The organism is Blautia sp. MB18-30, assembly GCF_023669475.1.
GTDB lineage: Bacteria > Bacillota > Clostridia > Lachnospirales > Lachnospiraceae > Blautia_A > Blautia_A fusiformis.
In genome coordinates this window covers 122,790-136,999 of record NZ_JAMOYY010000002.1, presented here as the reverse complement: position 1 = coordinate 136,999, position 14,210 = coordinate 122,790, and the positions used below count along the sequence as shown (strand labels likewise).

At 40.0% G+C, this 14,210-nt stretch carries 24 protein-coding genes; 4 read left to right on the top strand and 20 right to left on the bottom strand.

Annotation, left to right across the window (positions count from 1 at the left end; genetic code table 11):
* Window positions 1-43 precede the first annotated feature (43 nt).
* The 15 genes from NCY57_RS01565 to NCY57_RS01495 form a co-directional block, all read right to left on the bottom strand.
* Window positions 44-595 (bottom strand): peptidoglycan-binding domain-containing protein, encoded by a 552-nt coding sequence (locus NCY57_RS01565; protein WP_250789416.1) that lies wholly within the window; start codon window positions 593-595, stop codon window positions 44-46.
* Window positions 540-1,412, bottom strand: a complete 873-nt coding sequence (locus NCY57_RS01560) for an AAA family ATPase (protein WP_250789415.1) — start codon at window positions 1,410-1,412, stop codon at window positions 540-542. Before NCY57_RS01560 ends, NCY57_RS01565 begins: the two co-directional genes overlap by 56 nt.
* A 307-nt stretch (window positions 1,413-1,719) precedes the next feature.
* Window positions 1,720-3,678, bottom strand: a complete 1,959-nt coding sequence (locus NCY57_RS01555) for a DUF927 domain-containing protein (protein ID WP_250789414.1) — start codon at window positions 3,676-3,678, stop codon at window positions 1,720-1,722.
* Entirely contained in the window at window positions 3,635-4,132 is a 498-nt protein-coding gene (locus NCY57_RS01550) for a CHC2 zinc finger domain-containing protein (protein WP_250789413.1), read from the bottom strand. Before NCY57_RS01550 ends, NCY57_RS01555 begins: the two co-directional genes overlap by 44 nt.
* Window positions 4,129-4,626, bottom strand: coding sequence for an ERCC4 domain-containing protein (locus NCY57_RS01545; protein ID WP_250789412.1), 498 nt, complete (start codon window positions 4,624-4,626; stop codon window positions 4,129-4,131). Before NCY57_RS01545 ends, NCY57_RS01550 begins: the two co-directional genes overlap by 4 nt.
* A complete protein-coding gene (locus NCY57_RS01540; RefSeq protein WP_250789411.1) occupies window positions 4,627-5,247 on the bottom strand; it encodes a hypothetical protein in 621 nt (206 codons plus the stop codon).
* Window positions 5,248-5,262: 15 nt separating this feature from the next.
* A complete protein-coding gene (locus NCY57_RS01535; protein WP_250789410.1) occupies window positions 5,263-5,874 on the bottom strand; it encodes a hypothetical protein in 612 nt (203 codons plus the stop codon).
* Between the two features lie 5 nt (window positions 5,875-5,879).
* Window positions 5,880-6,314: an HNH endonuclease gene (locus NCY57_RS01530; RefSeq protein ID WP_250789409.1), complete on the bottom strand. Its 435-nt coding sequence runs from the start codon at window positions 6,312-6,314 to the stop codon at window positions 5,880-5,882.
* A 77-nt stretch (window positions 6,315-6,391) separates the two neighbouring features.
* Entirely contained in the window at window positions 6,392-7,033 is a 642-nt protein-coding gene (locus NCY57_RS01525; protein ID WP_250789408.1) for an AAA family ATPase, read from the bottom strand.
* 2 nt (window positions 7,034-7,035) lie between these two features.
* Window positions 7,036-7,236, bottom strand: coding sequence for a hypothetical protein (locus NCY57_RS01520; protein ID WP_250789407.1), 201 nt, complete (start codon window positions 7,234-7,236; stop codon window positions 7,036-7,038).
* Window positions 7,229-7,399: a hypothetical protein gene (locus NCY57_RS01515; protein ID WP_250789406.1), complete on the bottom strand. Its 171-nt coding sequence runs from the start codon at window positions 7,397-7,399 to the stop codon at window positions 7,229-7,231. Before NCY57_RS01515 ends, NCY57_RS01520 begins: the two co-directional genes overlap by 8 nt.
* Window positions 7,383-7,640, bottom strand: a complete 258-nt coding sequence (locus NCY57_RS01510; protein ID WP_250789405.1) for a hypothetical protein — start codon at window positions 7,638-7,640, stop codon at window positions 7,383-7,385. Before NCY57_RS01510 ends, NCY57_RS01515 begins: the two co-directional genes overlap by 17 nt.
* A gap of 269 nt (window positions 7,641-7,909) precedes the next feature.
* Window positions 7,910-8,092, bottom strand: a complete 183-nt coding sequence (locus NCY57_RS01505; RefSeq protein WP_250789404.1) for a hypothetical protein — start codon at window positions 8,090-8,092, stop codon at window positions 7,910-7,912.
* Complete coding sequence (locus tag NCY57_RS01500; RefSeq protein WP_250789403.1) at window positions 8,085-8,264, bottom strand: hypothetical protein; 180 nt, start codon at window positions 8,262-8,264, stop codon at window positions 8,085-8,087. Before NCY57_RS01500 ends, NCY57_RS01505 begins: the two co-directional genes overlap by 8 nt.
* A 128-nt stretch (window positions 8,265-8,392) precedes the next feature.
* On the bottom strand, window positions 8,393-8,722 hold the full coding sequence (locus NCY57_RS01495; protein ID WP_250789402.1) for a hypothetical protein: 330 nt from the start codon (window positions 8,720-8,722) through the stop codon (window positions 8,393-8,395).
* Between the two features lie 52 nt (window positions 8,723-8,774).
* Here NCY57_RS01495 and NCY57_RS01490 point away from each other — a divergent pair, with 52 nt between their 5' ends.
* The gene (locus NCY57_RS01490) at window positions 8,775-8,963 is read left to right on the top strand and encodes a hypothetical protein (protein WP_250789401.1); all 189 of its coding nucleotides are present in this window, start codon (window positions 8,775-8,777) and stop codon (window positions 8,961-8,963) included.
* A 105-nt stretch (window positions 8,964-9,068) separates the two neighbouring features.
* Here the strand turns inward: NCY57_RS01490 and NCY57_RS01485 are convergent, their stop codons facing one another.
* Window positions 9,069-9,221 (bottom strand): hypothetical protein, encoded by a 153-nt coding sequence (locus NCY57_RS01485; RefSeq protein WP_250789400.1) that lies wholly within the window; start codon window positions 9,219-9,221, stop codon window positions 9,069-9,071.
* A gap of 585 nt (window positions 9,222-9,806) precedes the next feature.
* On the opposite strand from NCY57_RS01485, the gene NCY57_RS01480 reads away from it, so the two are divergent.
* The gene (locus NCY57_RS01480) at window positions 9,807-10,169 is read left to right on the top strand and encodes a helix-turn-helix domain-containing protein (RefSeq protein WP_250789399.1); all 363 of its coding nucleotides are present in this window, start codon (window positions 9,807-9,809) and stop codon (window positions 10,167-10,169) included.
* A 209-nt stretch (window positions 10,170-10,378) separates the two neighbouring features.
* On the opposite strand, the gene NCY57_RS01475 is transcribed toward NCY57_RS01480, so the two are convergent.
* The 4 genes from NCY57_RS01475 to NCY57_RS01460 form a co-directional block, all read right to left on the bottom strand.
* Complete coding sequence (locus NCY57_RS01475) at window positions 10,379-10,702, bottom strand: hypothetical protein (RefSeq protein WP_250789398.1); 324 nt, start codon at window positions 10,700-10,702, stop codon at window positions 10,379-10,381.
* Between the two features lie 127 nt (window positions 10,703-10,829).
* Window positions 10,830-11,552 carry a Rha family transcriptional regulator gene (locus NCY57_RS01470; RefSeq protein ID WP_250789397.1) on the bottom strand — a complete coding sequence of 241 codons (723 nt, stop codon included), beginning with the start codon at window positions 11,550-11,552 and terminating at the stop codon, window positions 10,830-10,832.
* 118 nt (window positions 11,553-11,670) lie between these two features.
* A complete protein-coding gene (locus tag NCY57_RS01465; protein WP_250789396.1) occupies window positions 11,671-11,835 on the bottom strand; it encodes a hypothetical protein in 165 nt (54 codons plus the stop codon).
* A 119-nt stretch (window positions 11,836-11,954) separates the two neighbouring features.
* On the bottom strand, window positions 11,955-12,200 hold the full coding sequence (locus NCY57_RS01460) for a plasmid mobilization protein (protein WP_330638944.1): 246 nt from the start codon (window positions 12,198-12,200) through the stop codon (window positions 11,955-11,957).
* Window positions 12,201-12,334: 134 nt separating this feature from the next.
* On the opposite strand from NCY57_RS01460, the gene NCY57_RS01455 reads away from it, so the two are divergent.
* A complete protein-coding gene (locus NCY57_RS01455) occupies window positions 12,335-12,898 on the top strand; it encodes an OB-fold putative lipoprotein (RefSeq protein WP_250789394.1) in 564 nt (187 codons plus the stop codon).
* A gap of 55 nt (window positions 12,899-12,953) precedes the next feature.
* A complete protein-coding gene (locus NCY57_RS01450; RefSeq protein WP_250789393.1) occupies window positions 12,954-14,129 on the top strand; it encodes a tyrosine-type recombinase/integrase in 1,176 nt (391 codons plus the stop codon).
* Window positions 14,130-14,210 lie beyond the last annotated feature (81 nt).

Below are 14,210 nucleotides of genomic sequence, written 5' to 3'. Positions count from 1 at the left end.
GTTGATAGTATACCTTGTTCTGAAGGAAAAATCAATCAGAACGTTATTTCGTATTCGCCTTCATGTGCTCAATCACTTTCTTCCAGGTATCAATGCCGCAAGTTCCATTTGCCTTTACGCCAACATTTTTCTGGAAAACTTTGAGGGAATTATATGTGTCGTCCCCAAACTGTCCGTCAACTTCCACTCCCAGCATCGCCTGAAGCATTGCCACAGCTGTACCGGAACTGCCCTTTCTCAGAATCGGAAGTCTTGTCTGGAAGGTACCGGTAAGCGTGGTTGAAGGCGTACTTACTTTTGCACCGGTGGTAACAGCAATAGCCACGTGGTGATTATCGTTCAGGAGGATATCTCCTGCCTTTAAATAGTCACCAGATGTCAGATACTTACTATCCGTCAGTACTTTCGCACCAGCAGCCTTCATTGCGGCTCTCATGTTCCGTGTCGTCAGATAGATACTGACTGCCTTGAGTTTTGCGTTATTTAAGCGATACCCAGCCCCCTTGACGATAGCTGCTGTGCTCGCACTGCAATCGGATTCACAAGCTACCGTGATCTGCGCCGGATCGTAGTTGCTCGCCGTCAACTGCTGCATGAAACACTTTTTCGGTCTTTTTATCCAACTTGCCAAGGAAAGTATTGTTAATTCTGTCAGCTTCTGCATTAGTGCCAACCAAGAACGGTGCTTCCGGTATAACCTTGTCTGATTCGTTGTTCTCCAGATATGCAATGGATTTTCTAATATTGTTGCCATATTTAATATCATTCAGCACATACTTAAATCCCTCATCATTCTGCCTGCATACTTCATCAAGCTTAATATATTCGAATGACATATCTTTCCAGTATTCAGACATGAAGGCATATCCGTGTTCGTACTTTCCGCCCTTTCCATAATCAGATCCATACATCCGGCAGAGAATTTTGCGGTCATCTGTCGTGATAACTGGGGGAAGCTGGTAGAAATCGCCTATCACGATTAACTGAATGTCTTCTTTGTCCTCTCCGATTAGAAGTCTGTCAACTGCTCTATCTTCATTCTCCGTGATGATCGTCTTTGCAATCATATTGAACAAATCGAACCGGCACATGCTGATTTCATCAATGATAAGAACATCTGCTTCTTTCAGAAGTTCAGCTCTGGATTTCACCTTTTTCTTATAGTCCTCAAATTTAATTGAAATATTCAATGCCCGGTGTACGGTAGTTGCCCCATATCCGATATTATCCGCTGCAATTCCAGTAGTGGCGGATACCAGAACATTTTTACCAGCTTTTTCCGCCTCATCGATGAACGTTTGAATAACCGTTGTCTTGCCTGTTCCTGCGTCACCTGTCAGAAAAACATTGCTGCCAGACAGCATCGTATCTAATGCATATCTCTGCTTTTTATTGAGATCGTCTTTTTTCATTTTGTAACCACTCCTTGTAATAATTATGTCAACTAAATATTTTTGTAATATTCAATTAATTTTGCTATAATAAATCTAATTGTATATGCTTTTTAATTTTGTAACCAACGTGTAACCGACTTTTTCGACCTATTGGTTACGCCAAAAACCCTTATTTTATGCGGGTTTCAGAGGTATGTAACCGTGTAACCAATGTAACCAAGGTTTTCATATAGGAGAATCACTAGAGTATATGTTTTTTATACACTCTCAAACTTTCTCCTATAGGACGTTTTTTTCCGTGTTACAACGGTTACATGGTTACAAATTACGAAAACGGAACATTCGCTCCTTCGTTGGTGGGTGTGAGATCAGCTTCAACTGATCCACTTTCTTTCTCATTCTCAAGGTCCTTTATGTTAATGACCTTCACTGCGATAAGTCTCATCACGCTTCCTCCGTCCCTTTTTAATACCGTATCTCTTTTTCCTGTATGCTTAATCAATTCTCGATTAATTGCCCAGGCAGAAAAGGCTTTTCTGGAGAATCCATTGTTCTTCAAAAGGTTTTCAAGAGGTTTCGGATAAAAATATACATATACATCTCCATATTCATCTGGCGTTTCCTTGAATCCCCACTGATCACAGCTAAATTGCGCATCAAAGTGCTGCCCGTACACTGAGAGACTTTCAAGAATGAATTCATAGCATCTCTGACCTTCTGATACATCTTTCTTGCGTGTAGGTATGTCTACAACGTCCTCGACCGTCAGCTCACGTCCATCCTTAAATATGAAATCTGTAGCTAATTTGTCAGCCAGCAGAAGTGTAGATATTGCCATTACCTGCTTTGCTGGAAAGTCATATCCGTCAAAACCTTTCTCAATTTCGGCTTTCATTTCTTTCAGATCATCCGATGTGAACTGCTTGAGATTTCCAACGAACACTCTTCCAGCAAAACCATAGTTCTTCACGACAATGCCGTTAATCTCTGCCGGATTCTCATAAATATCCTCGCAACACTCAATCTCAATAATTCTGTTGATAGCTCCGCCGGAGTCTGCAAATTCCGAAATAGGGTTCTCACCGTTGCAAATAGTCACATTGCTCCATATATTCTCCTTAGCTGCTCCGAGGTCCTTATTTGAACGTGCTTTTCCCTTACCAGAACAAAGGTTATATATAAGCGTTTCGTAGTTATCTCGGATATACTGAGAAGCGTTCTTTGAATCATCCAGAATCATCGGAAAGTTATTGAGCATATCTGCCCTGGTCTCCAATGATGTATCTGTTGACCGAAAGTTTCCAACGTAAGCTCCCGGTGCCGGGTTTCCCCAAACCGATGCCGCTATATTGATCGTTACTGTCTTTCCACCGCCTGTCTGCCCGTAGAAATCTACGATGAACGGCAATACATCAAGTGGCTGTATAAGAACACTTGCAAAAGATGCCGCCAGCGCTATTCGTGGCTCTAATCGTCCGCATGACCGCAGCTGTTTAGCTAGAGTCACCCACTTGAAGTAATCTCCGCTTTCCTGTATACTCTGGAATAGTGCTTTAAAGCGGTATTCCCCGTCAAAAACGATCGAAAGGTCGTAAGGTACAAACACATCGCCATGCCACCCTAACTTGCTTGTAGAGTGCTGTATGTCAATCATATCGGCATTGTACATTTCAACATCTGCCAGATACTTTACGAGAAGCCTTGCATTCTCTGAATTGACCTGCACCCCGAACCTTGCAAGATTAGTTATTGCCCTGGAAGTCACAATGTCGATTTTCGGAACAGTTATTTCCGTCCAATATCCATCCCTTTTAAAAGCCACTGTGATCTGTTCTTCACCTGTTTCAATGTTTTTCAGTCGGCGTATCGGCATGATCGGGTGGTGACATACAAGTTCTCTCGCCTTAGATGTTTCAGAAGAAAATATTCCATTCTCTGTAGCTATCCAGCTGCCACAAGCCATATTAGGATACTCCTTATCAACAGAATCAGGATAAAAGTTTGTGATGTTTTCAACCAGCTGCATGGAACGATTTGCTTTTTCTTCTTTTTCTTTTTCCTGCTCTGCTTTTTGAAATTCCTTTATAAACTCTTCTGCTATATGTTTCGCTTTCACACTTTTTGCCCGGTCCATCAGTTTGAATTTGATTTCTGAGCGGTCGATTTTACTTTTTATCGCAAAAAGCTCTTCATACAACTGCTTCTCCATAAAGTCTTGTGCCTGTAAATTTTCAATATTTTCAAGAATTTTTCTCACCTCCTGACTTAACAGACAGCAATTCATATCTGCTTTTTTCTTTCTCGAGATTAAATTGGCACATATACCACTCTTCTGAATCAGGAGGGAACGTTTTTAGTGCTGTTTCGTACATAAGTATATTCTTTTCTATCTGTTCAAGTTCACTATGATCCTGAACGGGATTGTATCTTTTTGCTTTGATATCTCGCACTTCATGCCTGATCTGGTTACGACTTTTACCTTTTTTTGATATATAAGTGCCGCCCAGCTCAATAAACGCAGTACTAAAAGGGACGGATTCGTATTGCATTACGAAATCAAACACATCGCCACCGGTTCCACAGCCGAAACAGTAAAAGGAATCATCGTAGATTTTGCAGGATGCTGACTTTTCCTTATGAAAAGGGCAACATATAAATCCTGCTCTATTCGGCCTTAGTCCGTATCTGGAAAGAATTTCCGACATTTTCACTGACTGTTTGATTTCTTCTTTCGTCATGTCAATAACTCCACGATTCTCCGCCCGGTTTCTTCTTTCGTGCAGAATTCAAATCGGACTCCGTATTTATCTCTGATTGTGCAGAGAGATTTATATAACTGGCAGCCATCAACAGCCTTATCAGAAATTACAGTCTTTACTCTCTTACCGTTTATCGTCTTCCAGATAACTTTGTGTTTTCTTGGGTTCTCCCAAAAATACACATCACCAACGGACTTAATATCTGGCCCATGTTCACATAGGATAATCAACTGAATACCTGCTTCACGCGCTCTGATAAGCTCTGCTTTGAATCTTTCATGCTGCTGGCAGACATTTCCGCAAAGCTCTTGCAAATCCTTTTTACGGTCAATACAGAGTTTTGCATTGTCCAGTGATTGATAATCACCGCAATACAATTTAGAGCGAAAATACTGCACTCCAAGGCTATCAAACTGATTCTGAATCCGTTCCCATTCGTTTTTATGTTCACGTGTATCACATTGTATGACCAATCAGATCACATCCTTCTTGTATTTGTATTTTCCAAAGAATTCACTATACTGTTTTATAATCTCCCAACGATTTTCGTAACGATTCCACTTACTATTCTCTCCTACTCCTATTTGCGTTTTTCCGATGGTTGAACAGGAAGGAATTATTAATACCTTCCGATATGTTTCATCATCATTCAAACAATATAAAAGGAAGATGTCGCAAGTCGGATTTTTCTTTTCGAGGTTGAATGTAAATGCCTTTGAATTACAATTGTTTGTAAATTCCTTAGATACTTTTACGTCTATTTTTACACTGTTATCAGTAAGCAAATCATAAGGATGCCTTGAGCTTGTTTGAACACTATTCAATCCGACATTCTCGTAAATATCTGAAATTGCTTTTATTTCATATTTGTTTCCAAAAGTTGTATCAGAATATTTAAGAGGCAGTCCAAGTTTTTCAGCCCAATATACAGTCCCTTTATGCTTTGCAATCTTGCAAGCAAGGCTTTTGTTTCCAAAAACTTCTATCATTTCGGAATGAGTTGGAAAATGATCTAAATTCAATTTCTCAACAACTATCATGATATTTTCTTTGATAAGATCGTCGTTCCATGGTATTCCATGTGTATATCCCATTAACTCACCTCTATATTAATTGAACGGAAGGACATCATCTGCTACGCTATCTGGAATACTCATAAAGTCCGTACCTGCTGGACTTGCTCCCATGATAGCTTCTTCCTTCAGATGATCGTCATAGGCCTTTGTGGTACGCTCTTCCGGAATATCTGCATCTTTGATTCCTTCCACGCTGCGGAACCATGCAAGTTTGTGACGTTTTACTTCTTTATTGTCGTACCAGTCTCTCTCCAGACGGAAGATGCCGCCGATCAGTTTTCCCTTAAACTGCTGCCCGAAATTATCGCCCCACTTAACGGCAAATCCCGGATTTGACTTTTCTACGCATGTGATAAATGTTTTAAGGTTACGGACACCATACTCTACACTCTCGTCAATAACCATATAATTAGTACCGGCATTCGGATATTTTTTATCTGGACGGATATCATTTTCGAATTGCTTCATAAAGTATCCCGCCTGTTCGTCTCCTTCTGCGAAATCAAACAAGATAACGAGCATATCAAGTCCACCCTGGGATTTTTTCTCTGATACCTGCTTAATTACCATCTTGTGACCACCAAGTTTAATTTTTTCATAATCGCCAGCGGCACTTGTTGAATCATAATTTTGAGGTTTGTTCATTTTATTTACTCCTTATATTTGAATACATATTTTCTTGGTTTCTTTGTTTTGCCATTTAATATAAGCTTTATGGTGCTTTTTGCTATATTAGTGTTTTTTGCGGCTTGTATGATATTTTTGTGAAGTGCAATGAAATTTCCATCTAAATCATATTGAATAACAGGTTTTTCATATCCATTACGACATGACTTTCCCATATTATTTTTTGATATTCTTTCTTTTACTGTTCCATAGTTCATGTTGTATTTATGAGAACACCATTCGAGATTATCAACGCAATTATTACTCGGATTTTCGTCTTTATGATTAACTTCTGGAAGATTCTGCGGATTTGGTAAGAAAGCTGTTGCAACAAGTCTATGTATTTTAAAATGTTTTCTTTTCCCATTACATAAAACTTTTACACTTTCATAACCTAATGAGTTAAATTCTGTATACATAATATTTCCTCTGTATTTAACTCTCCCAAGATTGCTTACTTCATGATTTTTATCAATACATGGTTTCCAGATTTCTTCTATGATTCTTCTTCCTTTCCTAATCCATAATAATCTCTAATAACCTTATCCACCTCTGCAAGGTCGTTATCAATAGTTAAACTGCCAAACATCCCGATTGGGGACTTGCTTACCGCTCCCTGACTGGACTGAGTGACAAATAAGTGTTTTCCACTCTCTTCGATGCATCGAAGAACGATGGTAAACATGCCCTCGATGCAAACTTTTTCGTCCAGAAGCTTACCAATTGTCTTAGGTTTTACTTCCCCGGAATCGTCCTTTTCTTCATGCATCATAAGGTAAACAATTTTATTCTGCGGTACTTTTGTTACAATGAACTGGATAAGATTCCAGAAATAGTCTCCAATATCATTGTACAGAGCGAATACTGCATTGCCTTTTCCGGCAGAAGCATGTCCTTTCATGAAATGATTCGTAATAAGATAACCTGCATCATCAATTACGATTGACTCCGCTTTTGATGCGATCAGGCACTTCATTACCTGCTGGTAATCATCTGTAAACCATCCGTCAATCTTGCCTTTAAACGGAAGTGGTTTATTTAATACTCTAATAAGATTCCAGTGTTCATTCTGGCAGTTTCTAAGACTGGTGCTCTTGCCAGAACCAGATTTTCCAATAATTAATACTGGTGTTGCCATTGCTATTCCTCCTTGTCATAAACCACATGCTTGCTGCCCTCAACGATCAGTAAACTTGCGATATCTTTCATGGATAAAGTTGATTCATTATAGATTTCAACCAGTGCGTTGTATGCGCCTGGTGAAACTTTCACAACCGGATTGTCCTTATCGGTTGCCGGCTGCTTCTTCCTTGCCGGAATACGGATTTCAAATTCACTCACCGATATTTTCCTTATACGATTTCTGAGCCGTTAAAAGCCCATTCAGAGCTTGTACGTAGCTCGCCAGCGTCCTCGCCTTGTATGAACTCTCGATGTAGTTATCAGCTACAAGGGAAAGTTGCTCGTCTATCAGGGCAAGGATTTCATCAATTCTCTCCTGCATCTTTTCTCACCTCGCTAAAGAAACAGTAAACATTGTCAGATCCATCTCCTCTCGCCGGATTCTGCTCGCCGCTTGGAAAGATTCCACCAGCGCAATGATACTCAAGATGATTCAGATACATGTCCGGATTTTCCCAGTCAAGAATGTACTGCTTCCGTCTGCTCAGCTCCTCCAGAAGTTCGTTCACTGTCGCTGTCAGCTCCATTGTCGGCAGGAGCTTCAGCTCTGTCTGATTCAGCATTTAACGGGCACCCCCCATCTATCAGAAGTTCCAGCAAGAAAGCTTTGATTTTATTGAGACTTTCACGACTTTCTTTTTCGTAAAACGGATCAAAAGATACACTCTGATACAAATCCCATTTAAATTTTCCTTCGGGAAGACTGACATCTTCCTTCCTTTTAAGTCCACATACACTCATGCCATAAATCGAATAATTGAACGAGGCGCTTGCTGTCGGAACTTCATTTGCAACTCTTTTACAGAGTTCGTAAATTTCGTCAATCTCTTTCTTATACATTTTCATTCTCCTTTCCCTCTGTCGTATCAATATCCCAGAGAATTCCATATACGATTATTGTATTCATCACCGCCGCAAAAAGCTGTCTGCCCGATCCGCCCCATTGCCAGAACGGAAGGAACGTGGAAAAGCTCCCGATCAGTGCGGCACAGATGATATTTTTCAAGTTATTCACTGATACCTCCTATGATCCACGCAAGGTTGCTCGCCACAAGTGCGGCGGCTGTCACAATCCATACCGTGAACCATCTTTTTGACTTTTTTTTACTTTCTTCGACAATTTCAGTAGCAAGTGCTACTTCGATGTCAGCCCATGTTGGCTGATTTTCGTTTTTAATTTCACTCATATCGTGCTAATTTCTCCTTATTTGTCTTTACAATTAGCAGATAGAGGCTTATAATTAACCTGTATCCACTAATGTGCTTTAGTGGGTGCAAAGCTCCGGGGTGGAGGTTTCAGCTCCCTCCGGGGCACCTACTTATTAAGAGCAGCCTTGCCTTTCCAGACATGACCAGTTACTTCATAGACTTTTCTGGGGCTTATGATGTATGTGATCCTGCCACCGGAAAGGCTTTTTGCTGGCTTGTTATTCTGGATAGCAGTCCCGATCGGCAGCCATCCGTATACAATTCCTGCTCGGATTGATGTTACAGGAAGTCCGATCAGCTTGCTTGCATCAGATACGCTCATACTCTCTGATGAGAACTCTGGCATCTGTGGAATGCCTGATATGATTCTCGCTACCTCTGCGGCGAACTGATGAACTTCTGCATTTTCTTTGATGTAAGTATCAACTTCGCTCATTTCATGCTCCTTTCTTGTGATATACTCCCTATAGATGGGAGGTGATAATAATATGAAACCGAATATGGCAAACGGCTCCATAGTTCCGCACAGCGTGCTTGAACAGCAAATAAAAGAAGCTAAAGAAAAAGAATTACGGAAACAGCAATGGCGGCATGATTTCCGAGTAGCTTTATTTAGCGCTGTTATTGGCGGATTTACTGGATTCCTGGCTACTGTAATCACTCAGATGTTACTTTAGCATCCACTGTGCGAGTAGGCTTCCAAGTGCTCCGCAGGTAGCCGAAAGCACAAAACAAAGAATCCAGAATGCGATTCTGTTTTTCAATTTGTTTTCACCTCCAAGTTAAGAACTTTCTTTCTGTTCCTTACCAGAATCATCTGGCTTATTCTCAGAAAAACTTTCCGTCTTACCAAGAATGTATCCCTTGTCAAACTCTGACATATTAGGAATCGCTTCTTTCAGCTTTTCAATGATTCTTTTTTCTTTTTCAGACATATACTCACCTCTTTTCTTGTGATATACTCTCCTATGAGAGGAGATTAAAATGAAAAATATTGACTTTTCTAACATTGAGTTATCCTTTAGTGAGCGAATAACTCTCCACTTGTTGCCGATTATCAAATCTAATCGTTTCTTTAGATACCAGACACTAGACTATCTGAACCGCCTAGGTCTGCTTGATCGAGATCACGGAGTTTATACCGTGAACCGAAATTGCAAAATGTACTTTCGAATCAAGCGTAAAGAACGAGTTAGATTTATAATCCCAGCAGCAATATCAACCGTTGCCCTATTTGCTGGATATGACGTATACAAGATTCCACTTCTGGACGAAATATTATCAACAGTAAAGACACTATTGATACATATAATGGAAAGTTTGGGAATTTTCCGATAAACCATTCCAGCAACGTTTTCCTTGGCTCGAAAAAATACCAGTGGAAAAACTTTTTTATTTGGCTCGTTGTTTTCACCTCCTTGCTTTGTGAGTTTATAATATCACGATGTGAGTTATATGTCAACGCTAAATATTGACTTTGTGAGTTTTTTATGATATATTATCATTGGAGGTGAGGAAAAGTGAAAGACAGAATCAAACAAGTGCGCAAATCCCAGAATCTCACTCAGACAGCATTTGGAGACATAATTGGAGTAAAGGGAAATACCATTACTAATTATGAAACTGGTTTAAGAAATCCAACAGATGCTGTTATCAAATCTATATGCAGAGAGTTTGGAGTGAGTGAAGAATGGCTCAGAACAGGAAAAGGAAATATGTTTGTACCCGGAATTAAAGACAAACAAATTTCTGCCATGCTTGCAGACGTAATGAAATCTGGAGAAGATTCTTTCCGACACCGTCTCGTGTCTGCATTAGCCAGATTGGATGATGAGGGATGGGACAATTTAGAAAAACTTATTGACATGATTTCTAATAAGTAAAAAGAAAGACAAGGGCAATGCGCAAACCCTTGTCTTTTTTAATGTTATCCGATTAGCCTTTTCACAAATATATAAATCACTTCTATCCAATGATTATTCGTGCATTTTTCAACCATCTCAATAATTTCCTTTTTGTAATCCATTTTCCGTCCCTCCAATATCACGCAAGCAAGAACATTTGTTCTCTTTTATTCCATTATACCCTCTTCTCAGCGATATAGAACGGACTGGATCATACTTCTTGCCCTCTGCTTAAAAAGTGTTCCCTCCATTTGTCTTGAACGATTGAAAAAGAAATGACATGTACATTCCGCAGAAATATTGTTGCTTTTCTTCACAACAAATGACTGCTGCTCTGCTTCAGATACAACCGCCTGTGTATAATTATGTATCACATATTGATTGTTGGCACTTGTCTTAATAATCACTTCGGAATCTGTTGGATCAATACTCTCACATAGCGGCGCATGCACAGAAAATGTGAGCATTATTCCGAACAGAAAAAATATAACCAGCTTTTTTATTCCTTTCATAAAATTCCTCCCAAATTAGTTTATATTATATCTCAATATAACAATTATACAATATCTCAATCTTGCACAAATTTTCTTACATTAATGCTGTATTTGACGAAAATCGAGAAAATTCTACTTTTTTCGTTCAGTCGTCCCAGATTGAGCGCTGTCCGTTTATCATATAGATTTCGTCCTGGAGATACAGGGGTGCGTCATATCGTGCGATCACGTTCAAGGCAGAGTCACACTGGTTTCGCTTGATTGACTTGTAGGAGCGCACACGGAAGTTCGCTTTTAAGTCTGCATAGATGTTACTGTATACTCGCTGCCTCATTGACCTGTCTTGGTATGCGTTCGAGCCTTTTCCACCTAGGATATCCACGCCACGCTTGCGGACTGCTTCCGTGATACGATCAGCTTCGATCGGGAGAATTGGCAAATCAAATTCCAGGCGTTCAAGTTCCTGCCGGACAATATCCACTTTCTTCTCAACCTGGGTTACTCTCTTGTCTACTACGATAACAGCCTGTAATTCCTTGGAAATGCCAGAAAGAGGATTCTCGATTGCGTCCTCCATGTCGTGAAAACGGTTGATATATCTAGCTGTAAAAACGGCACCTTTAGCACCTGTCAGCTTATTTGCGATAAATTCACAGCCTTTCTTTGTAACATCAAAACAAGGTCTGCTTTGATTATTTGTGTCAAGATATGTGTTTTCTGTGAAAAAGTCGCCCAATCCAATTTTGGCTTCGGATAATTGTGCAGCATAATTTCTGATGTCTCTAAGTAATTTGCTGTGGTCTTTTCCAATCATTTCAGCCACTTCCATAGATGTGATAATATTTGTCTTTTCAATAATTTCGTTCATAATTTTTTATCCTTTCTATAAAAAAATATTGATTTTTTACAGAAAGTGTGTTATCATGTACACGCTTCCGAAAAGCAATGTATAAAATAACACAACTTTCCATAATGGCATATTGGGTCTATGCCTTGGTAAGTTTTGCTTGTTCGACAATTCCACGGCGCACAATTTCGGCTTTAGATACGCCATGTTTGTGCGCTGTGGTAACAAGCAAATCATAAATTTCCTGTTTCATTCTGATTTGGAAGTATGTGTTTTTTGTAATCTCTTTTTTAGGTCTACCCATAGTTTTCCTTTCTGTCGTAAATTCCATTTTATTGTAATGATAAATAAATGTCAATTTACTCTAAGTATATAAATTATTGTAATTGGTTAGGTGCCCGCTTTTATGCAGGCACCATTTTCTTATTTCATGCTCTTTTCAAGCATATTCTTGATTTCGATAATTTCCTGCAAAATTCTATCTTCCTTATCTGCACGAATGTCTCCATCAATTAATCTTCGGATATAGTCGTTTTTGCTCACCCCCATTTCCTTTGCCTTTTCACCAACAAAATCAATTTGTTCCTCTGTGAGTCTTAACGTAAATGTTTTGATACTCATTGGTTTCTCCTTTCTTTTTGTGAAGTCGTATTGACTTCTTATGTTCAATATAGCATGAAGTCATTTAGAAGTCAAGTATTATTTTTGTCGAAATCTGTCAAGTTGTTATAAATTATTATGTTTTATTTTGTTTTGTGCTGTGGTACAATCAGATAAAATAAACCATATGAGGAGGATTTTCTATGGAAAAGACCAAAAAGTGCAAATATTGCAAAACAGAGATTCCGGCAGACGCTAAAGTGTGTCCGCAGTGCCGGAAGAAATTAAAAGGCGGAAAGCTTAAATGGGTTGTACTGATAATCCTTGTCGGAGCTATCATCGGAGCTGTAGCTGGCGAAAGTGATTCAGAATCAGATAAAAGCGCAGCAACCGCTACTTCTTCAGAAAAGAAAGAAACTGCTGCTAAATCAAAAGAAGAAGCTGCGCCGATCGAGTATACTGCTGTTTCCGTTAATGATATGATGTCCGATCTTGATAGCAACGCCATGGGTGCATCTGATAAATACAAAGGTAAATATCTTGAGATCACCGGAAAACTTACTAATATTGATGCTTCTGGTGAATACATAAATCTTACGGCAGATGGCGATTTTGAAATCATTGGCGTACAGTGCAATATCAAAAATGACGAGCAAAAATCAAAGGTAGCATCTCTTACCAAAGGCGATAAAGTAACATTAAAAGGAAAATGCACAGATGTTGGAGAAGTCCTTGGATATTCTTTTGACATTGACGAGATTGAGTAAACCAGACTAGCTCCTGCTTAACGGCAGGGGCTGTTTTTATACAAGGAGGAAAATCATGGCAAAAAGAAAGAAATATCCGAAATTGCCAAACAGTTTCGGCTCTATCCGCTATCTCGGCAAGGGTCGAAGAAACTGCTATGCAGTGCACCCACCGGCAACACTGGACGCAACAGGAAAAGCGATCCGTCCACCTGCGATCTGCTACGTTGACGACTATCTGAAAGGATTTGCAGTCCTGACAGCTTACAAAGCCGGGACGTACAAGCCAGGCATGGAAAAAGAGCTTGAGATTGCCCCTACAACGGACGCAGATGCCCTTATAGGCCGTATCTTGTCGGACTACAATACATTCAAGGGTACAGAGGAAAAGCACCCGGAAACGCACAAATTGACGTTCTCAGAGGTATATGAGCAATTCTACGCATGGAAATTTCCAGGCGGAACAAAAGCGTCTTATAGTTCGATGGAATCATACAAAACAGCTTACTCAAACTGTAAAGCATTGCACAATCGCACATTTGAAAATTTAAAAGCCCCCGACTTGCAAGACGTAATAGACAAATGCACTCTTAAGAAGCAAAGCAAAGCAATTATATTAACCCTCTTTAAACAGATGTATAAGTATGCCATTTATTCAGAAATTGTGTCGGAAAACAAGGCTTTATATGTAAAAGTTAACGCAAATGATGATACGGAGCATGGCACACCTTTTTCGGATGAGGAATTGCAAATTCTCTGGAATAACACCGATGATCCAGAAGTACAGCTCATTCTGATCATGTGCTACTCCGGCTGGCGAATTGGCGAGGTCCTGAAGCTTACGACAAATCTTGAAGAAAGATATTTCCAGGGCGGAATCAAGACCGCAGCCGGAAAAGACAGGATCGTTCCAATCCATCCGGCCATATATGAGTTTGCAAAGAACAAGGTCCTGACGCAAAACGGTAAACTCTGCATCTATTCCCAGACGCAGCACCGAAACGCTCTGTTCTACCCTACACTGGAACGCTTGAAAATAACCGGCAACCCGAAGCACACGCCGCATGATTGTCGACACACCTTTTCTGCCCTATGCGAAAAATACGGCGTACGGGAGAACGACCGGAAGAGGATGTTGGGGCACTCATTTGGGAATGACGTCACCAACGCTGTGTACGGTCACAGAACCCTGGAAGAACTCCGGGCAGAGATTGAAAAGATAAAAGTTCCGTTTGTGACTAACTGTGACTAACCGTTCCTATTTTTATCTTTTTTAAACTGTCTTAATCGCTCTAACAAAAGTCCGCAAAGCCTTGATTTTACTAGCTTTTCC